18 protein-coding genes and 1 pseudogene are annotated in these 24,589 nt (G+C 38.1%); 10 read left to right on the forward strand and 9 right to left on the reverse strand.

What is annotated here, in order from left to right; genetic code table 11:
• Window positions 1-4 precede the first annotated feature (4 nt).
• Complete coding sequence (locus N3A72_09140) at window positions 5-1,684, reverse strand: DEAD/DEAH box helicase (protein MCX7919749.1); 1,680 nt, start codon at window positions 1,682-1,684, stop codon at window positions 5-7.
• Between the two features lie 74 nt (window positions 1,685-1,758).
• Window positions 1,759-3,246, reverse strand: a complete 1,488-nt coding sequence (locus N3A72_09145; GenBank protein ID MCX7919750.1) for a sensor domain-containing diguanylate cyclase — start codon at window positions 3,244-3,246, stop codon at window positions 1,759-1,761.
• A gap of 405 nt (window positions 3,247-3,651) precedes the next feature.
• Between N3A72_09145 and galT the strand changes: the two genes are divergently transcribed.
• From galT to N3A72_09190, 9 genes are all read left to right on the forward strand, one after another.
• Window positions 3,652-4,647, forward strand: a complete 996-nt coding sequence (galT, locus tag N3A72_09150; protein ID MCX7919751.1) for a galactose-1-phosphate uridylyltransferase — start codon at window positions 3,652-3,654, stop codon at window positions 4,645-4,647.
• 54 nt (window positions 4,648-4,701) lie between these two features.
• Window positions 4,702-7,695, forward strand: coding sequence for an FAD-dependent oxidoreductase (locus tag N3A72_09155; GenBank protein ID MCX7919752.1), 2,994 nt, complete (start codon window positions 4,702-4,704; stop codon window positions 7,693-7,695).
• A gap of 273 nt (window positions 7,696-7,968) precedes the next feature.
• On the forward strand, window positions 7,969-8,490 hold the full coding sequence (locus tag N3A72_09160; protein ID MCX7919753.1) for a shikimate kinase: 522 nt from the start codon (window positions 7,969-7,971) through the stop codon (window positions 8,488-8,490).
• Window positions 8,491-8,562: 72 nt separating this feature from the next.
• On the forward strand, window positions 8,563-9,453 hold the full coding sequence (locus N3A72_09165) for a branched-chain amino acid ABC transporter permease (GenBank protein MCX7919754.1): 891 nt from the start codon (window positions 8,563-8,565) through the stop codon (window positions 9,451-9,453).
• 82 nt (window positions 9,454-9,535) lie between these two features.
• A complete protein-coding gene (locus N3A72_09170) occupies window positions 9,536-10,564 on the forward strand; it encodes a branched-chain amino acid ABC transporter permease (protein MCX7919755.1) in 1,029 nt (342 codons plus the stop codon).
• Window positions 10,565-10,623: 59 nt separating this feature from the next.
• The gene (locus tag N3A72_09175; GenBank protein ID MCX7919756.1) at window positions 10,624-11,397 is read left to right on the forward strand and encodes an ABC transporter ATP-binding protein; all 774 of its coding nucleotides are present in this window, start codon (window positions 10,624-10,626) and stop codon (window positions 11,395-11,397) included.
• Window positions 11,398-11,429: 32 nt separating this feature from the next.
• On the forward strand, window positions 11,430-12,137 hold the full coding sequence (locus N3A72_09180) for an ABC transporter ATP-binding protein (GenBank protein ID MCX7919757.1): 708 nt from the start codon (window positions 11,430-11,432) through the stop codon (window positions 12,135-12,137).
• Window positions 12,138-12,321: 184 nt separating this feature from the next.
• A complete protein-coding gene (locus N3A72_09185) occupies window positions 12,322-14,079 on the forward strand; it encodes an ABC transporter ATP-binding protein/permease (protein MCX7919758.1) in 1,758 nt (585 codons plus the stop codon).
• Window positions 14,080-14,132: 53 nt separating this feature from the next.
• Window positions 14,133-15,884 (forward strand): ABC transporter ATP-binding protein/permease, encoded by a 1,752-nt coding sequence (locus N3A72_09190; GenBank protein MCX7919759.1) that lies wholly within the window; start codon window positions 14,133-14,135, stop codon window positions 15,882-15,884.
• A gap of 988 nt (window positions 15,885-16,872) precedes the next feature.
• Here the strand turns inward: N3A72_09190 and N3A72_09195 are convergent.
• Both N3A72_09195 and N3A72_09200 read right to left on the reverse strand, forming a co-directional pair.
• Window positions 16,873-16,965 (reverse strand): annotated as a pseudogene (locus N3A72_09195) (prepilin-type N-terminal cleavage/methylation domain-containing protein).
• A complete protein-coding gene (locus N3A72_09200; protein MCX7919760.1) occupies window positions 16,952-18,172 on the reverse strand; it encodes a DNA recombination protein RmuC in 1,221 nt (406 codons plus the stop codon). Before N3A72_09200 ends, N3A72_09195 begins: the two are co-directional and overlap by 14 nt.
• A 141-nt stretch (window positions 18,173-18,313) precedes the next feature.
• On the opposite strand from N3A72_09200, the gene N3A72_09205 reads away from it, so the two are divergent.
• On the forward strand, window positions 18,314-19,396 hold the full coding sequence (locus tag N3A72_09205) for a DUF362 domain-containing protein (protein MCX7919761.1): 1,083 nt from the start codon (window positions 18,314-18,316) through the stop codon (window positions 19,394-19,396).
• Between the two features lie 57 nt (window positions 19,397-19,453).
• Here the strand turns inward: N3A72_09205 and N3A72_09210 are convergent, their stop codons facing one another.
• From N3A72_09210 to N3A72_09230, 5 genes are all read right to left on the reverse strand, one after another.
• Window positions 19,454-21,238 (reverse strand): tetratricopeptide repeat protein, encoded by a 1,785-nt coding sequence (locus N3A72_09210; GenBank protein ID MCX7919762.1) that lies wholly within the window; start codon window positions 21,236-21,238, stop codon window positions 19,454-19,456.
• A gap of 40 nt (window positions 21,239-21,278) precedes the next feature.
• On the reverse strand, window positions 21,279-21,734 hold the full coding sequence (locus N3A72_09215) for a phosphatidylglycerophosphatase A (protein ID MCX7919763.1): 456 nt from the start codon (window positions 21,732-21,734) through the stop codon (window positions 21,279-21,281).
• Window positions 21,735-21,736: 2 nt separating this feature from the next.
• Window positions 21,737-22,360 (reverse strand): CDP-diacylglycerol--glycerol-3-phosphate 3-phosphatidyltransferase, encoded by a 624-nt coding sequence (gene pgsA / locus N3A72_09220; protein MCX7919764.1) that lies wholly within the window; start codon window positions 22,358-22,360, stop codon window positions 21,737-21,739.
• An 81-nt stretch (window positions 22,361-22,441) separates the two neighbouring features.
• Window positions 22,442-23,809 carry a 30S ribosomal protein S12 methylthiotransferase RimO gene (rimO, locus tag N3A72_09225; protein MCX7919765.1) on the reverse strand — a complete coding sequence of 456 codons (1,368 nt, stop codon included), beginning with the start codon at window positions 23,807-23,809 and terminating at the stop codon, window positions 22,442-22,444.
• Complete coding sequence (locus N3A72_09230) at window positions 23,806-24,492, reverse strand: outer membrane lipoprotein carrier protein LolA (GenBank protein MCX7919766.1); 687 nt, start codon at window positions 24,490-24,492, stop codon at window positions 23,806-23,808. Before N3A72_09230 ends, rimO begins: the two co-directional genes overlap by 4 nt.
• Between the last annotated feature and the right edge of the window lie 97 nt (window positions 24,493-24,589).

Genomic DNA, 24,589 nt, shown 5'->3' on the forward strand with positions numbered 1-24,589 from the left:
TAGGTTATTCTATTTCATTTGCGTCTAAAATTGTATACTTATATCCTTGCTCAGTTAAAAATAATTGACGATTAGCTGCATAATCCTGTTCTTTGGTATCGCGAGTGATAATTGAATAAAAATGTGCGATAGTACCATCTAATTTCGGTCGAAGAATACGACCGAGCCGTTGTGCTTCTTCCTGACGAGAACCGAAGGTACCGGAAATTTGTATAGCGACATTTGCATCCGGTAAATCAATTGCAAAATTCGCTACTTTCGATACAACTAATAACTTAATCGTTCCCGCTCTGAACTCAGCATAAAGTTTTTCTCGTTCATCATTCGGTGTTTGACCAGTTATAATTGGCGCATTGAGTTCTTTTGCAAAATGTTCTAATTGTTGAATATATTGACCAATAATTAAAATCTGGTCATTGTTATGGCGCGCAACCAACTTCTTGACCAGTGGTTCTTTCATCGGATTTTCTGAGGCAATGCGAAATTTCGTTCGCGAATCCGCTATCGCATACTCTAGCCGAAGATGTTCTGGCAGATTTAATCGGATTTCATGACATTCAGCGGTAGCAATCCAACCCTGTTTCTCTAATTCTTTCCAGGGGACGTCATATCGTTTCGGACCGATTAAACTGAAAACGTCGTCTTCTTTGCCATCTTCCCGAACCAAGGTTGCGGTTAATCCTAATCTACGTCGCGCTTGAATTTCTGCTGTGATGCGAAAAACCGGTGCTGGTAATAAATGCACTTCATCATAAATAATTAAGCCCCAATTTTTTTTGTTAAATAGACTAAAATGCGGGAAATCACTTGCGGTATTCGGCCGGTAGATCAAAATCTGATAAGTAGCAACGGTTATCGGTTTAATTTCTTTAATTTCACCAGAATATTCACCGATTAAATCTGGCGATATATCGGTTTTATCTAAAATTTCTGTTAACCATTGGCGAACTGCAACAACATTCGTTGCTAAAATTAATGTTGCGCATTGAAGTTTGGCAATTATTCCGAGTCCAACAATAGTTTTCCCAGCACCACACGGTAACACGATTACACCACTACCACCAGCCACCGAGCCATTCGCATAAAAAATATCAACCGCTTCTTGTTGATAGTGTCGTAAGGTAAAAGGTTTTCCAGTTTGCGTTGTTTTTTTTAAGCTTATTTTAAGTGGATCTCCGGTGATATACCCAGCTAAATCCTCTACCGGAAATCCGAGTTTGATTAACGCCTGTTTGATATGTCCACGAAACTGCGGTTTGGTGAGAATAGTATTTTTATCGAGTAATTTTGTAACAAAAGGTTGAACGGATTTTTGATGCCAGATTTCTTGAATTAAATATGGGTCAGCTGAACATATTGCAAGTTGACCATTAACATTCATTAGTTTAAGTTTACCGTAACGTTCCGAAAATTCAATGATATCCCGAGCAACGTTTGCTGGGATTTCATACCGACTATATTGAGCAAGTCGTTCGAGAATCTGGTTGGCAGTATATCCGGCAGCCGCTGCATTCCATAGAGATAGAGGTGTTAACCGATATGTATGAATATGTTCCGGACTTTTAACCAGCTCCGCAAACCGAATTAGTTCATCGCGAGCGAGTTCATATTGCGGATTATCTACTTCAAGTAAAATCGTCCGGTCACTTTGGATAATGATGGGTTTTTCAGAGTGAGAATTCATAAAAAGTACCTGATACTAAAACGAAGTTAACTCTGAAGTCTTGGGTACTTGTCAGTTGTTAATACTCGGTTGACTTATCCGATACTTTGCGCACAAACTTTATTTCGGCCGGAGTGTTTTGCCATATAGAGTTGTTCGTCAGCATCTTTCAAAAGTTGTTCAGCAGATGAAGTATGTTCGGTCAAAGTTGCAACACCTACACTAATAGTTAAATTTCCGTTCGGCTGTTTTTCTTCGTTATGGAACCGATGCGATTCTACTGCCGCTCGGATTTTCTCTGCGACAACACAAGCGCCGGATAAATCCGTCTGTTGTAAAATTAATCCAAATTCTTCTCCGCCATACCGAGCAGCTAAATCAGTTTCGCGGGTGTTACTTTTAATTAAATACGCTACTTCTTCTAATACTATATCGCCTAATGGATGACCATTGGTATCATTATAAACTTTAAAATGGTCTATATCAATCATAATTACTGATAACGCATTGTTATATCGTCTCGCTGCTTGGAAAAACTCATTTAAACGGAGCATAAAATAATTATGGTTAAATAATTTAGTTAATCCGTCAGTAATTGCCATTTGTTCACTACGTCCAAACACGGCAGAATTCTCTAATGCTAACCCGACAAACCCAGCTATGGTTTCAGAGATAAGCCGTTCATCTTGAAATTCGACTCCGCTTTTTTCTAGATAAATTGCACCATGCAGCTGATTCTGATATAGAATCGGTATCGCAAACGTTACTTCCGTTAACCAGGTTTTACCACCGGCAGTTTGCCAACTATCTTTCGATGACCATTCATATCGCATAGTCTGTCTAGTTTCAGCTACACGGCCAAGCAACCCTTCACCTAACGGGATTTTATCAGGTGGTTCTTCATGGAGCGGAGTCCCGGCGCTTCCTTTTCGTTCAAGTAAATTTAGATGGGGATTAAATAGATAGACCGCACAATACTTGGTGTTCGGCGATTTAGCTAGCGATTCTATCGTGACATTAACAATAGCTGATACCCGTTTGTTCCCTTTTGTTGTTTCATCATGTTCCGGTACAGCTAATTCCGCTAAATTAACTTTTTTCGCAAAATTAGCTACAGTAATGATTAACGATGAAGTATGCAACAAATCTTTTTTTAGGTTTTCACAGGTCTGCGTTAATTTCCGGAGTTGTTCACGGTCTTCCTGAAGTTGGCGTTGTAAAGCAACATCAGACTTAGCCTGGATTTGCAAAGTAATTAATTTTGTTATTGCGGTGATAAGCATAGCGTTAAACAATAGTAACCCAACAGGGAAAAGGTGGTTCCAGGGTTCTTGCCGGATAACTAAAACGCCAGGTTCTTTATAGAGTAAGATACCGTGGCTAACTACCGCACCAATGAGAACAATTAACGCTCCGGTCACTCCCCAAAAATATGCTGCACCAAAAATAACTAAGAGATAAAGCTGGGCGGCTATAACTTTCTGGATGATGGTACTATCCTTATCGGTTAACAGTAGGAAATTGATAAAAAACGCTAAACTAAATATGAAGATAATTATGATAATTTTAATCGCTTTTTGCATACCGAAGTTAGATAATGATAGTATTGATTAGCAACCAATTATGTAAGCTTATATTTTAACACTTTTTGGTTCAAAAAGAAATAGGAATCGAAGAATAGCTAGGGCAACAAGAAGGCAATTGCAATTCCATAACGTATAATCATTGGTAAATATTTCCAGAAGTCCGGCTGATGTGGATTAATTCATTGATGGTAGATGTTAATTGAACGATCCTTAAAGTAACATTCATGATTTTTGCTTGTGCTTAGAAGAAACCATATACTCCAAATCAACACCAAATAGACCAAGATAGAATAATCCAATAATCCATTATTGCACCAATGTAATAAAATAAAATGGAAAAACCCCGATTTCTTTGCTATGATTTACATTGAGAAATATTCTTAGAGAGGAGATGAAATACGTATGCCGGAATTCAGACAAAATATGGCAACAAATGAATGGGTGATTATCGCTACAGAACGAGCGAAACGTCCAGAAGACTTTCAAAAGAAGATTGAGGGGAAACCGCAATTACCGCCTTACAAAACCGATTGCCCATTCTGCCCAGGAAATGAATCGAAAACACCGCCAGCAACGTTAACCATAGAACGAAACGGAAACTGGTCAGTTCGAGTGGTCCCGAATAAATTTGCGGCGGTACAAAAAGGAATAGAGTTTAAGCCGGAAAGAGTCGGTCGGTTTCTAAAAATGTCCGGGTATGGAATAGCAGAAGTGATTATTGAAACGCCCAACCATAATGTTACGTTAGCAACGATGGATATCGCTGGGGTTCAGGATGTTATTCAGGCATATAAAGAGCGGAGTTTATCCGTTGCTCGAGAAGACCGAATTGGATTTATCAATCTATTTCGGAATCATGGAATTAAAGCTGGGACTTCATTAGAACATCCGCATTCGCAACTTATTGCGACTCCAATAATTCCACCACATGTGCGAAATCCGATTGAGCAAGCAGTACGGTATCATGATACACACAGTCGCTGTATCTATTGCGATATGCTCGCAGAAGAAATCCAATTGAAAGATAGGATTATTTTTGAGACAGAACATTTCGTTGCATATTGTCCCTTTGCATCCCGCACACCATTTGAAGTCCGGATTATGCCGAAACAACATCGGGCGTCATTTGCGTATATTACAGCATCTGAAACAGCTGATTTTTCCCGATGCGTTAAAGATATTTTAGCTAGAATTTATTTCGGATTAGATAATCCAGATTATAATTTTATCATTCGCTCTGCTCCAGTCGGCGATGAAGATGCAAAGTATTATCATTGGTATATGGTCATTATTCTAAAACTTACTACACCAGCAGGATTTGAAATCGGAACCGGAATTTATATCAATATAACTTATCCTGAACAATGCGCCGATTTCCTTAAAAAGATTGAATATTAGGATGTTATAGCTGCGAAAACAGGAAAATTCAATTATCCAAAATAGGCGGTAATAATGTTTAGAAAATTTTTCTTATTGATCCTAACTCTTGTTCTATGTAGTCAGTCTATAGTATTTGCTGCAAGTAGTATCATCACTACTGATGTACTTGTAATTGGTGGTGGTTGCGGCGGAGTTGCAGCTTCAATCCAAGCAGCTCGGTTAGGAGTAAGTGTTATATTAGTCGAAAATACTCCTTGGCTTGGTGGAATGATGAGTTCTGCTGGAGTAAGTTGTTTTGATGGAAATAATGGTACACTGCGTACAGGTTTATTCAGAGAAGTATGTACTACCATCGCTAATTATTATGGAAGTGTTGCGAGTACAAACACTGGATGCTGGGTTACCGATTTTGCTTTTGAACCGAAAGTGGGAAATATCGCATGGCAGCAATTGGTTTCGACTACTTCTCGAATAACAACTTTATTTAATTCCACCTGTGTTCAAGTGTTGGTAAGTTCCAATACTGTTTTAGGTGCAGTGATTCAGACGCACACCAATGATACCATAACTATTTATGCTCATGTAACCATTGATGCAACTGAGTACGGCGATATTTTACCACTTGCCGGTGTGGAATATAAAATTGGCCGAGAAGCGCAATCTGATACCGGTGAATATGCGGCTCCGACAACTGCAGATGACTTGGTACAGGATATAACATATTGTGCGATATTCAAAAATTACGCACCAGATACAGTTTTAATCCCTAAGCCGCCTGGATATGATGCTAGCAAATATGATGGAAGTATTCTCGAAACAACAAGCGATATAACGATCCATTTACATACGGTTTATAATTTTAATTATATGATGAGTTATGGAAAATTGCAGAATCGGAAATTTATGATTAACTGGCCAATCCACGGCAATGATTGGGAAGGAAACTTAATAGAAATGTCCCCGACACAACGTTTAATAGCACTTGATTCCGCGAAGAATGAAACGTTAGGTTTTCTGTATTATATTCAAAATGTTTATGGTGCCAAAACGATCGGTTTGGATACCACGGAATATCCAACAGCTGACCACTTACCATTTTATCCTTATATTCGCGAGTGTCGTAGAATGGTTAGTGCAGTAACGTATCGACTTCCGGATGTGACGGATCGATATGGTACACCATCCGGTGATCTATATAAGACCAGTGTGGCAGTAGGTAATTATTCAATTGACCATCATCATAAAAAATTCCATCCAGATACAAACAATCCGTTTCGGATACAGGGCGAAAATTATCCGAAGAATCAAACCTTAACAATTCCTTATGGGAGTTTGCTTCCTAAACAAATGGATGGATTTATGGCCGCAGAAAAGAACATCGGAGTAACGCATATCGTTAACGGTGCAACTCGACTCCAACCAATAGTTATCCTGACTGGACAAGCAGCAGGAGCTGCAGCTGCTATATCCTGCTTGTCTGCCATTCAACCGAGGCGGGTAAATATTCGTCAATTACAACAGGTTTTACTCGATGCACGAGCTGCTCTTTTCCCATATAGCGATGTTGAAGATTCTCGTTGGTCATTTCAAGCAATTAATCGGACTTCATTATCGGGCGTTTTTATGGCTACAGATAGTACCGAAAGCTGGATAAAATATTCTTATTTCTATCCGACAAAAATCCAAACGAAATTTAATGCTGGTCAAGCAGTTTCAATAGCGTTAGGATTCGATAGTATTACTTCAAATTATATAAATATTATTTCAACCGATACCTTAACCCGAGCTGAACTCGCATTGTTTATATGGGAGCAAACCGGATACGGAAATCCAACCAGCTGGATCCCGTATTTTACGGATGTTTCCAGTACCCATAGTGCATTTACTGCTGTTCAGGTTTTTAAAGAACGTGGATATACTCGTGGTTGGGCAGATGGAACAACCTATTTGCCAAACAGTGGGGTGACTCGCGAAATTCTTGCGGTAGTAATTGACCGCGCAATTGACCCATTTCATCGCTTGCCAGTCCAACTTATTCCAGTACCGCGGGCTATCCATAAATTACCAGTAAAGTGGAAAAGGCATTTAACCAATTCTGTTGAAGGGTGGACCGGATATCCACCGAGTTGGTTCATACCCACTTCAGATTATTATCGAGATATGGCATTAAATCCGATGACTAAACATTTACTCATTACTGATTTTTTAAATACGACGATCCATATTGTTAGTGCACGTGACGGTTCTGATATCGGTAGATTAGATAATGATGGAATAGGGACCGGTATTCGAAATCTAATGGCAATTGATGTTGATACAACCGGGGTGATTTATGCTTGTAACTACGACCAATCTGCATTCCGAATATATCGCTGGGCAAATGAATCGGCTCGTTGTTATCTCGCTTGCCAAACTTCATTATCAGCACCAGCGGGACGGGTTATTAATGTTTACGGTTCCGGAACCCAAACCAGAATTTATATTACGAGTGGTATTTCTTCTGGTTGGTTTCATATATTCACAACATCGAATGGTTCTACGTTCAAGTTATTAGAAACCGCTGCTCCAACTGGAATTAACGTGGGTTCTAACGGATTATATGGACTTGCAATAGAAACTAGTGATAGAGTGTATACCAAAGGGCTCACTTCGGGTCTACGCCGATATTTTAAATCCGGAACGAATTGGTATAATGATGCAGCATTCGATAACAATGGATTTTACAATAGTGGGATTTCTGATTTACGCTATGTTTCGGAACGGAATTGGTTAATTGGATTCGCTTGCAATCCCTATGGACCGGTAACAACATATAATGGTGCAACCGTTAATTCAACTGGTGCGTTAATTTATACTTTAGGATTTAATGGAAAACCTATGACAACAGCTATTGCGCCGTTAGAAGAAACAATTACCAACCTAAACGATTCTGGTGGATTGGCTTATGACCCTGATACCCAAACGGTTTATGTTCTCATGGCACAAAATGGTTATGCAGCTTATAGTACAACTCCTATTGAACCTTATCCAATTTCCGTTGAACTTTCCGCATTTTCTGCTGAATAAAGACGTTAATCAAACCCCTAGTATTTTCTAAAATATATAGACGAGTTCAAGCGTTTTTCACTATAATTCTTTATTAATTTTGAGTATTGAAATGCTGTGCAAAGTTTACGGTATAACCTCTTATGTATAGATAATATAGTAAATATGGTGTTATGAGGATCTATTGGTGGTGCAGTTAACAATAGAGGTTAAAATCAATCATTTCAAATCATTTCAATCAGGTTTTGCAAAACGGTGTATGTTACAAATATAAAAAATTAATTCGATCAGATTATGGAAAAACCAAATAATATTATCCTTACCGGATTTATGGGAACCGGGAAGACCACGATTGGGAAGCTTTTAGCCGTAAAATTAAACTGGAGTTATATTGATACGGATGCTGTAATAGAAGAGAGACTTCAAATGTCTATCACGACAATATTTGCAAAATTTGGCGAACCTTATTTTCGCGATGTTGAATCGGCGGTTATTAGAGAAATAATGCAAAAAAACCAACAAGTTATTGCGACAGGCGGTGGGATTGTTCTCCGTGAACAAAATGTTACGGTAATGAAATCAAATGGTATCATTCTCTGGTTAACTGCGCCTGCGGAGGTAATTTATAAACGAATACAGTCTGATACGACTCGACCATTATTACAAGTTGCTGATCCGTTACAGCGCATTAAAGAGTTGTTGCACGAACGAATACCATATTATGCGAAAGCGGATTTGGTTATTGACACGAGCACAAAAGCTCCAGAAGAACTGGTTGAACTTATTCACTCAAGCTTAATGTTAAAAGAAAAGTAAACGATACAAAGTATTGTTATGAGTAAAATTATGATTTAAGCAATAGGATTCTATCAGGATTATTTTCACATTATGTTTATCCAACAGCTTATAAATGGATTAACTTTGGGAGCAATATATGCACTCATTGCTTTGGGCTATACTATGGTCTATGGAATCCTTCAGTTAATAAATTTCGCTCACGGTGAAATTTATATGATTGGAGGATATATTGGTGTTTTCGTAGTCTCAGTATTTGGTCCAACACTAATAGCTTCAGGTAATGCGATATATCTCCTTCCAATAATTTTTATCGTTTCAATGTTATTTTGTGCAGGGTTAGGTATAACGATAGAACGTCTGGCATATCGTCCACTACGAAATGCACCGCGATTAGCGCCGTTAATTACTGCAGTTGGGGTTTCACTCGTGCTTCAGAACGCAGCGATGCTGATTTTTGGGTCAGAAAATAAAATATTTCCGTCGATTTTTCCGGAAGGAGCAATTATGTTGAACAATGCTCGGATTAGTTATCTTCAGATATTTATTATAATTTTCTGTATTCTTTTGATGGTAGGATTAGAGTTATTTATCAAAAAAACTAAGCTTGGAATAGCGATGCGTGCAACCGCACAAGACCGTGATGCTGCAGCGCTGATGGGAATCAATATCAATCGAGTTATTGCGACAACATTTTTTATCGGGTCAGCATTAGGTGCGGCTGCTGGCGTTATGGTTGGGATGTATTATGGAGTAGTCAAATATGATATGGGATATATTGCAGGGGTTAAAGCGTTTACCGCTGCCGTTCTCGGTGGTATCGGAAATATACCTGGCGCAATGTTTGGTGGCATATTACTGGGGGTATTAGAAAGTTTTGGTGCCGGATATATCTCGAGCGCATATAAAGATGCCTTTGCGTTTGGAATATTAGTAATTGTATTAATCTTTAAACCTTCAGGTTTGTTTGGGGAAAAGTCGTAAACCCCGAAGAGTGGAAACCTAAGGACATTGATTTTCGCAAAGAGAACAGGAAAAACTTGGAGAATACAAAAAAATACCATATATGAAGAGTAGAGCAATCCAAATTTGGATAATTTATTTAGTGGTGTTTATTTTCCCATTAGCGATAAGTAACGCGTGGTATCAGAATTTATATATTATCCATATTTTATTTGATGTTGGATGTTATGTTATGCTTGCGTTAGGTTTAAATATTGTTCTCGGGTTTACCGGGTTATTGAATTTAGGATATATCGCTTTTTTTGGAATCGGCGCATATACCTATGCGATTTTAAATACTTTTTTTACACTTTCCTTCTGGGTTGCATTACCTATTGCCGGAATTATTACCGCTGTTTTTGGATTATTACTCGGCATACCTAGTTTGCGGGTTCGAGGCGATTATTTAGCGATAGTAACCCTAGGGTTTGGTGAAATCGTTCGGATTATTCTGAACAATTGGGAATCAGTAACGAATGGACCACGCGGGATGGATAATCTAGCTCCTCCAATTTTAATTCGTACTGTTCATTTTTTCCCGATCATATTTAGTTCTGAGGTATTTTTTTATTATTTAATTTTAACATTGATTTTACTAACCGTTTTTATTGTAAGACGCCTTGACCAATCCCGCATTGGTCGAGCTTGGGTAGCGATTCGAGAAGATGAGGTGGCAGCAGCAACTATGGGAATTCCGGTGACTAGGTTGAAATGGCTAGCATTTTCACTCGGAGCGACATTTGCTGGATTAGTTGGATGTGTTTTTGCCTCGCGTCAAGGATTTATTTCCCCAGAAAGTTTTACTTTTATGGAATCCGTAATTGTAGTCAGCATGGTAGTTCTTGGTGGATTAGGAAGTATTCCTGGTGCGATTGTTGGCGCAATTATTTTAGCGATATTACCTGAACTACTCCGTTTACGCGGATTTGAAAGTTATCGGATGTTATTATTTGGTCTAGCGATGATTCTTTTGATGCTTTTTCGGCCTCAAGGATTGTTTGGTAGTAAACGCCGGTATCTCGAACTTCATCCTACTGAAGAGAAAATTAAACTAGCTGAAGATGAAGTCTTATCAGAGATAGAAAAGAAATAAATTATATAGATTGAATTTAATGATTTCGGATTTCGATATTCGAAATTCAGACTTATTTTATATATATGGCATTACTTGAAATCGAAGGGTTGACCAAATATTTTGGTGGATTAGCTGCGGTTGAGAAAGTCGATTTAGTTGTCAACCACGGTGAAATTGTTAGTCTCATCGGCCCGAATGGTGCTGGGAAGACAACTTTTTTCAACTGTTTAACTGGTTTATATCAACCGACATCAGGAAAAATGTACTTTGATGGCAAGAAATATAATTTATTCAAAAAACAACCGTATGAAATCACACGGTATGGAATCGGTAGAACATTTCAGAACATCCGATTGTTTGCGAATATGACCGTATTAGAGAATGTTATGGTGGCTCGATATTGTCGGACGAAATCAGGATTTTTTCATATTCTTTTCCAGCTCCCAAGTATGAAAAAGGAAGAAGAAGAAACTATAGCCCAATCTTATCAATTATTAGGTTTTGTCGGCTTAGCTGACCGAACAAATCTATTAGCTAATAGTTTGCCCTACGGAGACCAACGCCGGCTTGAAATTGCACGCGCGTTAGCGACTCAACCGAAATTGCTACTATTAGATGAACCTGCTGCTGGTATGAATCCCCAAGAAACCGCGTCTTTAATGCAATTATTGTTAAAAATCAGAGAACAGGGAATAACTATTTTATTAATCGAACATGATATGAAAGTGGTGATGAATATTTCCGATCGGGTTGCAGTGCTTGATTATGGTATTAAGATATCTGAAGGTACCCCGGAGCAGGTTAGAAAAGACCCAAGGGTTATTGAAGCTTATCTTGGGAAATCAGGTTAATATTAAATATATTTTATATAATCTGTATTGGTATGTTAGAGCTAAAAGGCTTGGAGGTTAAATACGGAAATATCAGTGCACTTAAAGGGATAGATATCAGGATCGCTGAAACAGAGGTTGTTGCGTTAATTGGTGCGAATGGCGCTGGAAAATCGACTACATTAAAAACTATTTCCGGGTTGATAAGACCGAGTGCGGGTTCTATCTGGTTTGGAAGAACAGAGATTAGTCGTAAATCACCGGATGAAATAGTTAAACTTGGCATTTGTCATGTTCCTGAAGGGAGACGCATTTTTTCGCGATTAACGGTATTAGAGAATTTGCTAATGGGCGCATTTACCCGAGTAAATAAAACTGAAATTGTGCACAACCTTGAAAAAATATTTACGTTGTTCCCGATATTAAAAGAACGACGATATCAATTAGGTGGAACCTTATCGGGTGGAGAACAACAGATGTTAGCAATTGCTCGAGCATTAATGGCACAGCCGAAATTATTACTTTTAGATGAGCCATCGCTCGGATTAGCGCCGAAATTCGTTGAAATTATCTTCCGGATAATTCAAGAGATTAATCGCCATGGAACTACTATCCTGTTAGTCGAACAAAATGCGTTAATGGCACTACAGACCGCACATCGCGGGTATGTCCTTGAAACCGGGAACGTCGTGCTTAACGATACCGGGTCTAACCTTTTACAAAATCCGCAAGTTAAATATGCTTACCTTGGTGAAGATTGATTAATGTAAAATTCAACACGTCAAACCAACCCTATTTCAAAAGCCTATTATACACTAGAAATAAATTCTAAAGAGATAAAAGTAACCTTGATTATAACTATCACAATCCATTAAGCGTTTTATGATATAGTTATTTATTGCGAATGAATCGAATAGTTGGATCTGCATTGTGTAAAGTTCACTTATGACAAACTATCTTGCCCTACGGTTTATCCGTTTTCTTAAGCCATATTGGAAAAAAATCATTTTAGCGATTTTTCTGACCTTTTTGTTAACCGCATTAAATCTCTTAATGCCGAAACTGTTACAGTTCTTTATTGACGACATCATCGGAAAACAGCATTGGGATTGGCTTATTCCTCTTTGTTTAGTTATGTTCGGAATATTTATTATTCAAGGATTTTGCTCGTATTATAATTCATATACTATAACCTATATCGGTCAGCGGGTGATTTATGATATTCGCCTACAATTGTATAAAACGTTACAACAGCTTTCCTTAAGTTTCTATGACCGTATGAATACCGGTGCGATTATTTCCCGTATGATGGATGATGTTACCATGGTGCAGAATGTGATGACCGGTGCAACGATTAGCGTTATTACCGATTTATTTACGCTGATATTTGTGGTGGTAATCCTATTCAAAATGAATTGGATGATGACATTAACAGTATTTGCTTTCCTTCCATTCTATGCGGCTAACTTTCGATTCTTTAAACGACGCCGTCGTGCAGCGCATCGAGCTGTTCGTGAAAAAATGGATCAGATTATGTCGGATTTAGAAGAGCGGATTTCTGGAATGCAGGTTGTTAAGACTTTTTCCAAAGAGAAATTCGAAACTCGAGAATTTGTTGCTGATAGTCGTGAGGCTTTAGATATGAATATGCATGCAGCGTTTCTCGGGATGACGTTCTCAAGTATCGGAGGAATTATTAGTGGGGTAGGGAGTGCGGTAACTTTATGTTTTGGTGCATGGAATGTGTTACATCAGCAGATGACCGTTGGCGAAATGATGGCATTTTCCGCATGGGCAGCTTACCTATATAGCCCAACTGCGCGATTAACTGAAATTGCTAATACTATTCAGCAAGCAGGAATATCGCTCCAACGTATCTTCGAAATTTTTGATACTGCTCCAGAGGTTAAAGAAAAAAAAGATGCCATAACATTACCGAAAATCAGAGGACGAGTCACCTTTGAGCATGTTTCATTCGAATATCTCCCCGGCCAAAAGGTATTAGATGATATCAATCTCGACATCGCACCTGGAACAATAGTTGCCTTAGTTGGTCATACTGGTTGTGGAAAAACTACATTAACTAGTCTCTTGCTGCGTTTTTACGATGTTACCGCAGGAAGAATTACTATTGATGGTTATGATATCCGAGATATTACCTTAGCTTCATTAAGGAACCAGATTGGTGTGGTGTTACAGGATCCAGCGTTGTATAATGAAACAATCAAAGAAAATATTCGATATGGTGAACCGGAAGCATCGGATGAACAGGTTGTAAAAGCAGCGCAAGTTGCTGAAATCCATGAGTTTATCTCTAAGTTACCGGAAAAATATGAAACAAAACTCGGTGAAGAGGGAATAAAATTGTCAGTAGGTGAGAAACAACGGCTATCGATTGCACGGGCAGTGGTTGGAGAACCAGCAATTCTCATTTTGGATGAAGCTACATCCTCGCTGGATTCTGAATCAGAAGCTTTAATTCAAAAAGCGTTGTCTAACGTTATGCGCGGAAAAACCTGCTTTATTATAGCGCACCGATTATCAACGATTATTAGATCCGATATTATCGTTGTTATGGATAAGGGGAAAATCGTCGAAATAGGAAGCCATCAAGAATTAGTTAAGAAACCAAATGGGTTTTATGCAACGTTATATAAACGCCAGTTTACGATACCGTTTAAGATAGCTACTGCAGGTAAATAGATAAAGCGAAGAAGTCAATCAGTCGTCGGATGGGAGAGATAAGGTGAGATTTTATGAAAAATTTTGTGAGGTTATTACAAGAGTTCATCAAACCATACTGGGTTATGATACTGCAGGCATCGGTGTTGATGGCATTGGTGACGTTTCTTTGGTTACCGATGCTGTTTTTAACTAAAATGCTGGTTGACCAGGTTATCCCGCATCAGGATGACAAATTGCTTTTAATTGTTCTGCTCGGGTTTATCAGTATCCATTTATCTCGAGGACTTATTTCTTTTGCGTTGCAATACATTATTTCATTTCTCGGGCAACGGGTGGTATTCCATCTTCGACGTCGATTACACGAAAAACTCGGTCAACTCCAGATGAGTTATTTCGATCAGCGGTTAACGGGAAAAATTATGGCACGGGTTATGAATGATGTTGCTACGGTACAGCATTTAGTAACCGGTGGATTTATCACGATGTTTACCGATGTTATAATGGTGATTGCGGTTATCGGGGTTATGTTTTGGTTTAACTGGCAGTTAGCTTTGATGGCGATGACGGTATTACCGTTCTATGTATTCAACTATAACTTTTTTGTTAAACATATTCGAGAAATAAGTCGTAAGATTCGCGAGAAAGTATCTGAGATGTATGGATTATTAGGTGAACGGCTTAGTGCTGTTCGATTAGTTAAATCATTTGCGCAGGAAGAATTCGAAATTCGTCGGTTCGACCAGAAAATTAAGGATTATTTAAAATTTAATCTTCGCAATACCATGCTTAATACTTCGTTAAGTTCGATAGCTGGAATTATTAGCGGGGTCGGAACAATAATAATCATCGGTTACGGTGGCTTACTAATTCGGAGTGGACAATTAACCTTAGGGAGCTTTATTGCGTTCCAATCATCGATTATCTATCTCTACGGGCCAATTGTTCGGTTAACACAAATTAATACAGTTATCCAATGGGTTATGGTGAGTATCAATCGGATATTTGAGGTCTTTGATGAACCGATATTGATTTTGGATAAACCAAACTCCATTGAATTATCCGCAGTCAAAAACCGCATTCAATTCAAACAAGTATCATTTACCTATCGGTTTGATGATAATCCAATTTTGAAAAATATCGATTTGGATATCCCAGTTGGTACCGTGGTCGGCATCGTTGGTCCGAGCGGAAGCGGGAAAAGCACTTTGTTGAGTTTACTGCTCCGTTTGTATGATGTAACGAAAGGTGCTATTCTCATAGATGGGTATGATATTCGGGATATAAAAATATCCAATTTACGGCGTTTAATTGGTTTCGTTCCGCAGGAAAGTTTTTTGTTTTCCGGAACGATTAGTTCTAATATCAGATATGGGAGAATGGATGCGACAGATACAGAAATTATCGCTGCAGCAAAAGCTGCTGAACTCCATGAGTTTATCGAAGGGCTGCCAAAAAAATATGAGACGGAAATCGGAGAACGGGGTATCACTTTATCTGGAGGACAGAAACAACGATTGGCATTAGCCCGCGCATTATTAACCAATCCATATATTCTACTGCTAGATGATTGTACCAGCTCATTAGATGCAGAAACGGAATCGAAAATTCAGAAGACTCTCGATAAACTTATGGCTGACCGAACCTGTTTTATTGTTGCGCATCGGTTGTCGTCGGTTATGAATGCAGATATAATCATTGTTCTTGATGATGGTAAGATTATTGAAAAAGGAACCCATTATGAACTGATAAATCAGGATGGATATTATGCACGGTTATTTGAAGAACAATATAGTTCTGTACTCGAATCCTCAGAGGTAGTATAAAATTATGGTAACTGATGATATATTAAATGGAATCCGACCGCAGATAGTTGTCCCATAAGTAAAGATTTAGCAAAGACCACTTTTGTGCAAAGGTAGTACTTTTGTTTTATTAGTTACAATCGTTGCGTTCGGGTGTGAATATTATATAGATTTTGAACTCGGACAGCGGGATAATATATTTAAAAGAAATCTCATAAATATCGAGAATAGATTTAGTCGTTGACTTAACCATGAATTGTATGACGATACGGAGAAAAACCCGAATTGATCGGTTCAATTCGGGTTCAACTCCAGATATAAGTGCGGAATTGTTATGCTTAATGTAGAAGTTGTAAATTATATATGTAACTTTAATAAATCCAAATGATTATATCGGTAAAAACATGGAAGATAGACCATGTTCTTGCTATTGTTGGGGTGACATTCTTTTACAAGAATTGAATTAGGGTTTGGACATTACTTTCTGCAAAATCTAGGGTGTTGCGTGGAAAGAACTACCACCTAATCGGCAGATATCCCCGACACTAATTGTTCCATTTGTCGGGTCGTAAATCCGCCAGATTTGGTTAGCGTCATCATCAGGACGGTAATCATACCATTCAACCGCTTGATATTTCTGGTCAGGACCCAGACTTTCGATGCAATATGCATTATGGTCAATGCAACTTGGCACTAAATCCGCCCAGTTCCAATATCCACCGGGAGATACTGCTGGTCCGCCGAGTTTCTTATAATTGAATACCTTATAGTTTATCGGCATACCGTTCCAAGTTGCATATCCGCTAAACGGGTCTCGAAATGAAACTGAACTTAAGTAGGATACTGGTGTAGTTAGTTCGGTATGGATACTAACTTGATAATCACCAGGATTAGCCCGCCAGTCCTGCAAATAGCTATTATTATCCACATAGTATGATTCAATAGCAGTTGAAATTGTTCGTAACTCTCCTTTCACTCGAGATACTTTTGCGCGAGTTTGCGCTGCTAAAAAATTCGGAATCGCGATCGCAGCAAGAATCGCAATAATCGCTACAACAATCAAAAGTTCAATTAAGGTAAAACCATGACTATTTTTCTTCATATACTTTCTCCTGTTCAATGAGTTGGGTATCAATAATTTCGGGTATCGGTAATTGTTTTTGTACTCGTAGTTCCTCTATTTTGGCGAGCGCTTTATCCAGTTTATTTTTTCGAGTAGTGATTAACGCAGTATATTCTTTTTGAGCATCTTCAATGCGTTTTCCCATTTTTTCTAACGTATTCAAAAATGCATGCCATTCTTTATAAAAGGTTCCGAGAAGTGATAGGATATGCGTTGCAGTTTCTTCTAAATTAAAATTATCTACTGCTTGTCGGATCACCGCTAAAATCGCATACAGCGTTATTGGCGAACAGAGAATAACCTTATTTTTCAACGCATCATCAAGTAAAGTTGTGTCTTCAGCATGAATAAATCCATAGACTTGTTCGTTGGGTATAAATACTAGAACATAATCTACGGTATGTTCTTCAGGATTAATATAATCTCGAGTAGTTACTGCTTTAATTCGAGACCGAACATCTTTTAAGAACTGTTTTTTATATGCTTCCTTCTCAGCATCAGTTGTAGCGTTCATATACTGGATAAAGTTATCCAACGGAAACTTGACATCCATATTTAATTTCAATCCCTGCGGCAAGAAAAACGTATAATCCGGTCGAGTGGTTCCAGTTTCAAGCTTTTGTTGTTTGAAATAATTTATTCCCTCAATAAACCCTGCTAGACGAAGAACATCTTCCGCCATTCGTTCTCCCCATTGTCCACGAACTTTAGAACTCGCTAATGCTGATTGGAGTTGACCGGTTACTTCGTATAGTCTGCGGGTTTGTTCTGCGGTTAATTGTAATTGTGTGGCTAACGCACCGAACTTTTGTTCTCGGTCTTTTTCGAACTGGGTAACCAAATCTTGCAGTTTTAATAAATCCGATTTCATTGATTGTAATGTTTGGTCAATGAGTTTCTGTTTCCCTTCGAGTTCTTTTTCACCAATTTGAGTTTGTTTTGATAACGTTTCATTTGCGAGCTTCAAAAATGCTTCGGTATTTTTCGATAATATATCGAGTGAAATTGCCCCAAACGAATCTTTAATACGATTCAATAATCCTTCAACATCCTGCATCTTTTGAGTTTCGGTTTGGGCAACCAATGCTTGTGCAATAGTCTGTGCATCTTTTTTCCGTATCCAATTAATTAGGAGAACTAATCCAACCCCAACAAGAAATCCGCAAATAAAATATATGATGTTCATAGGCTTATTTTTCTTCAAAAGTATTTCTATTTGAAACCAACTAATTTTAGGGTATAATTATCTAAAAAGCAAGTTATATTTAAGAAAACAAGAATAATCTTTAATGTATTTTTAGAAAAAGCGTTTTGTAGAGTTTAGGTTATGAAGAAAGCAAAAGTAGCAGTGGTTAAAACTTCGCCAGAAACGGTTATCACAGATATCCAGCGAGTAATGCAGTTAGCTGAATTTGAGAAATTTTTACCAAAAGAAAATGAGACGATCTTAAAAATCAATATTTCCTGGCATCATTATTATCCTGCCTGTTCAACCACACCGTGGCAATTCGACGGGGTTATTCAAACTTTGCGAAATGCTGGATATAGTGGCTTAATCCCAGCGCAGAATCGAACCGTAGTTGTTGATCCCAAAATCGGTGCGGTAAAAAATCATCTAGTTTCAGTCTTAAAGAAACACCAACTTGAATTTGTTTATCTCTATGAACCGCATATCGAATGGATTACCTATGAACCGAAAACGCCGATGTTAGTGCTAGATAGGGTTTTTAAAAAAGGAATAACTATCCCAAAAATGTTTATTGGGAAAAATGCCGTTCATCTACCGACGATGAAAACCCATGTGTTTACTACCACAACCGGAGCAATGAAAAATGCATTTGGCGGTTTACTTCACGATAATCGACATTGGACGCATAGTGTTATCCACGAAACGTTAGTCGATTTGTTGGTAATCCAACAAGAAATACATCCGGGTTTATTTGCGGTGATGGATGGGACAATTGCCGGGTCAGGACCAGGTCCTCGTGCCATGATTCCACATATCAAAAACTATCTACTTGCTTCAGCGGACCAGGTAGCAATTGATGCGGTAGCAGCGAAAATGATGGGATTTGATCCGTTATCTATCAAATATCTGCGGTTGGCAGCTGAAAAAGGATTGGGAACCGCTGATGTGAAAGAAATGGAAATAGTCGGCGAAGATATTTCAGAAATTAATTTTCAATTTAAAACTGGGGATACCTTTGCCAGTCGCGGCCAAAAAGCAATTTATTACGGTTGTTTGAAACCGTTTGAGCATATATTATTACGGAGTCCACTTGTTCCGTGGTCATATTGCGCTTCCCGGTTATATCACGATGTCTATTGGTATCCATTTATCGGAAAACGTCGAGTGAAAAAAATTCTCGCTAGTGAATGGGGGAAATTGTTTGATCAATATGCACAATAACTGGATACAGTTGTTCTGCAAATCATAGATTTCCCACTTAAAATTAGGTTTTTGTGGTTATTCCGTTAACATTAAATCTCTATATATAGTTCCCGTAAATTTCATTTGACCTGTTTGCTGAAGCGGACTAGGTGTACCTCCAGTTTGAGGTTCGATCATTGGACCCGGTGCAGGGCCTGCCTCAGGTCCCCGCATAGGTGGTTGCCCACCTAATTCTGGTGGCATACCTTCGGGCCCAACCGGTCCGCGACCCATAGGTCCCGCTTCAAGGGTCGGACCCATTGGCTGGGGAGTAACTCCGCCACCGGAAAAAGTAGCAATATTAAACTCTAAATTCATACTGTCTGAAGTTCGAACCATTTTCCCTTCTTTATAAGCAAAATATATGGTACCGGTTCCATTCATTGTTGCGGTTATTTTAGTCTGTTGCGCTGGTTGGTCTGGTCTTGGTTTAACCGTACCATTAAAGGTCAATTGTATATCTTCATATTTACTTTCAATTTTAGCGCAAGCATATTTCCCTATCTCTTCAAATCCAACTAGTGTATAGCGAATACGTCCGTTCACATTCATCTTTCCTAGGGAACCGAGATTAATCTGTTGATTAATTGGATCCAACCATTTTTCTCCTACCCGAACCGTATCTAAGGGTAAGGTGGATAGATAACCGGAGCCAACTCCAATGAACATTGATTCCGTGCCCATAATTCCTTCGCCAGAAATGCTGCTTAGATCAACTATTCTGACTGGTTTGCCGAGATTTGATATTCTTGAACTGAACGATTTCCTTTGCATATCTGGAATTGGTACATTTTGTTTCATCCCAGCAACATTCATAGTCAGCTGCAAGCCATCAACAGATGAAATCATATCAAATTCATCACCTTCGACCTTTTCAATTCTATTCCGTAGGGTCCCAGAAAGGTCGAATTCTTGATTAACTGTTGGCATAGTTCCCTGCGGAATTTTCATAACCGTTTTCAGGGTCATCTTGTATTTCCATCGTTCACCAGCCTGTGGTTTATACCGAAGCTGAACCGCAAGTTGTTTCGTTTTCTCTTTAACCAGATTATCTATATTAGGCCCAGGATAACTAGCATCAACCTGCTGATATTTTTGCGCTGCTTTAGCAAAATCCTGTGCTTCTAGATAAGCATCTCCTTCAGCAAATAAACTCGTTACCAGTTCCTTGATTTTTGCGATACTTTGATTTGCTAACTCGCCAGTATTATACATTGTGACTTTCGCATATAGTTCTAATGCATTATTATAATTTTTTAAAACAACATACTCATCGCCTTTAGCTATTAACGCTTTACAAGTTTCTTCAATTTTACGGTTCGCTTCTGTAATATACTCAGGTTCTGGATGAGTTCGAGCAACTTCACGGAATGATTTTATTGCATCGTCATAGAATCCTTTTGTTAACAATCGGTCACCTTCAGCAAACATTGGGGCTAACCGTTGAATATTGGTTTGCGTTAATTTCGCTAAAGCTTCATTCAATTTATTTTGAACTTCTACCAGATTAGGATTGAGACGTAGTGCAGCTGTATATTCGGTCGTTGCAGCGGCATAATCACCTTTATCCATATAATAATCCCCGTTACGAATATGATTTACTTCTTGGTCTTCTTGTTGGATCTCAGCAACTAAATTGCGATTAATGGTAGTGGTGCCAACCACGGTTTTCACGGTTAACGTGGTTGGACTTTCGCCGATGATATTCCCGGTGATTCGCCGTCCGTTTTTCAAGATAATAATATCGGCAAAACTCAATTGAATGCAACCAACGACTCCAATTACAATGGATACTGCGAAACTGAATATAATTCGTTTCATAACATTCACTCCAGTTAAATTGGTGGTTTTGTTATAAGATTTAAATAACGTTAAATCTCCACATTATTTGAAGTAATACGTTTGTATAGATTCCGGCAATAACATCATCCGCAACAATCCCAAGTCCACCGGATAACTTTTGACTTTGTCGACCCGGATATGGTTTAATGATATCAATGATCCGAAATATAACGAAACTTATTACTATATATTTTACCCTAAAAGGGTTAAGAAACATAGCAATTAAATACCCAATTATTTCATCAATTACAATTTTTGGGCAATCTTTTTGGTGAAACTGCTGTTCTGCGATTGTCGCAGACCAAATGGCTAGCGCAATACAAGCAATGAGCGTAATGCCGTATTGCCACCAAGTAAAGTTTCGAAATAGAAGATATATTATAACTCCAACTATCGTTCCTACTGTGCCGGGAATAACCGGACTATATCCGCTACAAAAACCAGTTGCAATAAATATCGGGATAACCTTCTGCACGCCTATTCGACCACCTCACGAATTAAATGTCGGTGCCGCTTAATATAACTTACGCCGGAGATTACCGTTGCTAAAACCGTCCATACCATTAGAAGATATATCGCACCATAAATCCATACATCCACCTGGTCATTCCAAGTTCCGTATATCCGCATTGTATCTTTAATTGCCAAATATAAGAGAATAACTATTGCAGTTGCCATTTGCGAAACCGTTTTATATTTACCTAATGGACCTGCAGGGATAACTTCGCCTTTTTTCGCGCCAAGGATGCGTAGTCCGGTGATAATAAACTCGCGCCCGATGATGATTACAACCATCCATGCGGGCATGATTCGTAATTCGACAAAGCAAATAAATACAGTGCTAATTAAAAGCTTATCAGCGATTGGGTCAAAAAAACTACCGAATGGCGTTATAATTTTCCGTTTTCGGGCGATGCGTCCATCATATAAATCAGTGAGCGTAGCGGCGATAAAAATCAATAATGCTACATATTTGCTCGTTACGATAAGAATTTGACTATGGATAGTGTATCCGTTTGTTGCATTTTCAAATAATATCGCACCCATAACAAACGGAATAGCAATAATTCGACTAAATGTAAGTTTATTTGCAAGATTCATAATAGAGTTTAAGAATAGAAGATTGATATTTAAAGCATCGCATTATTTTTAAGTTGTTTAATCAAAATCCTGCAACGTTCATTAGCATTCAGCAATTAAATCATAATCGTTCATATCGACTATTTTAGCTGATATAATATCTCCTGGAAGTATTTTTCGTTTACTTTTATTCCATACATAGATTACACCGTCGATATCCGGTGCGTGAAATTCACTTCTTCCGATATAAATTCGCTCTTTTACATCATATTCAGTATCAAGCAGAATTGTCATTTCTTTTCCAAGTAGCATCTGGTTTTTCTGAAGAACTATCGGATACTGTATTTGCATAATAATTTCTGCCCGACGCTGTTTAACATTTTTCGGAAGCTGAGGTTTAAGATAATATGCTGTAGTTTGTTTTTCTCGGCTATATGGAAAAACCCCTAATCGGTCGAATTTCTGTTCTTGAATAAATTTGACTAACCGTTGGAATTGTCGGTCGGACTCTCCAGGAAATCCGACTAGGAGTGAGGTGCGAATCGTTATATTAGGTATCCGGTTACGCAATTTCGCTAATAACGTTTTAATCTGTTGACTTGATGTATTACGATTCATTTGTTTTAAAATTGTATCATCAATATGTTGAATAGGCATATCTATATATTTACATATTTTATCTTCCCGTGCAATGACTTCAATTAATTCGTCAGAAAAATTTGCTGGATTTGTATACAGGAGTCGCAACCAGCGTAGTTCAGGTATTTTAACGAGTTTATTTAGGAGTAATACTAAAGCATAGCCGTTATACAGATCGCTCCCGTATGCGGTAATATCTTGTGCGATAAGATTAATCTCTTTAACTCCAGACCGAGTTAGCTGGGTTACTTCAGCAACAATAGATTCGATCGGGCGACTGCGAAAGCGACCGCGAATCCGCGGAATGGTGCAGAATGAACAGTAATGATTACATCCTTCAGCAATTTTAACGTAAGCAGTATGCGGTTGAGTAGCGAGTTGGCGTGGAGTCGTATGGGTATAAATGAAGGTTGGTTGTGCAATAGCAATGATGGGTTTTGTTCGTTCTGCGTGTTTAATTAAGTTAACAATTTGATAAAATTCACCAACCCCAACTAATCCGTCAATTTCAGGAAATTTAGTTAAAATCGTTTCTTGTTCTCGTTGCGGAAGACAACCGAGTATGAATAATTTTTTGTTCCTTTGAGTCTGCTTCAATTTAACCAGATCGCGGATGGTCTGAAATGATTCATCTATAGCCGGTTGAATAAACGCGCAAGTGTTAACTAATAGAATATCGGCTTTTTCTATGTCGGATACCATCCGATAACCAGCATACTGCATCGTTCCGATTACAATTTCACTATCAACTAAATTCTTTGGGCAACCGAGACTGATTATGCTAAACGTAATGCGATGATTGTTACTACGCTCATGTTTTGTTTTTTTCATCTATTCAGAGAAGTTAAATCAGTCAATTCGCAATCTGGCGGAATTGATAATGCAAATAAATTTGTTGTGAACTCAATATTTGGTTCAAATTCAGAAAAAGTTAAAGTTATATTAACGTTTGACGGGTCTATAATTTTTGTTTTAACCGGCAGATAGGTTATTCGGTTAAACCAAAATATCAATTCCGGTTTTTTATCTACATTGTTTTTCGGTTTAAATTTAATTCGATAAGTGGTAATAGAAGAAAGAAGTTCAGATTTCATCAATTGAATTGAATAGGTTTTGCGGAATTCATTTCGGTCAATATTCTTAGCTCCGATAAAAGGAAGTAAATGAATCGGTAGAGAAACAGATTGCAAATTTTGCTTGGTAACCTGTTTTAATTCTGCAGTGTATATCCATAAATATTTTCCATCGTAAACTATAATTTGCTCGGTAGGTTTAGTATAATGGATTCGCAATTTATCCGGAGTTTGGTAAAAGAGCGTTCCGATATACGTTGTTGTTGACATTGAAGTAAATTCAATATTCGTTTGAGAAATTGAAACTTTCAATGTAGAAAGTGTATCAAATCTATCCTGAATATTTTTTAATATTTCACTGCTTTTTTCTGCAAAACAAACTGGGGAAATGGATATTATTAATATTATTATAAGTGACAATAATCGATGTTTATTACACATGTTATCTCCTGAGATTATAAGCAAAGTCACTGATTTTTCCCTAATATGAACTGTAAAATTATATTTTATCGTAGAAGGCATCTAAACCGCAATGAAC

It is taken from the genome of bacterium (genome assembly GCA_026416715.1).
In the GTDB taxonomy this organism is placed as follows: domain Bacteria; phylum UBP4; class UBA4092; order JAOAEQ01; family JAOAEQ01; genus JAOAEQ01.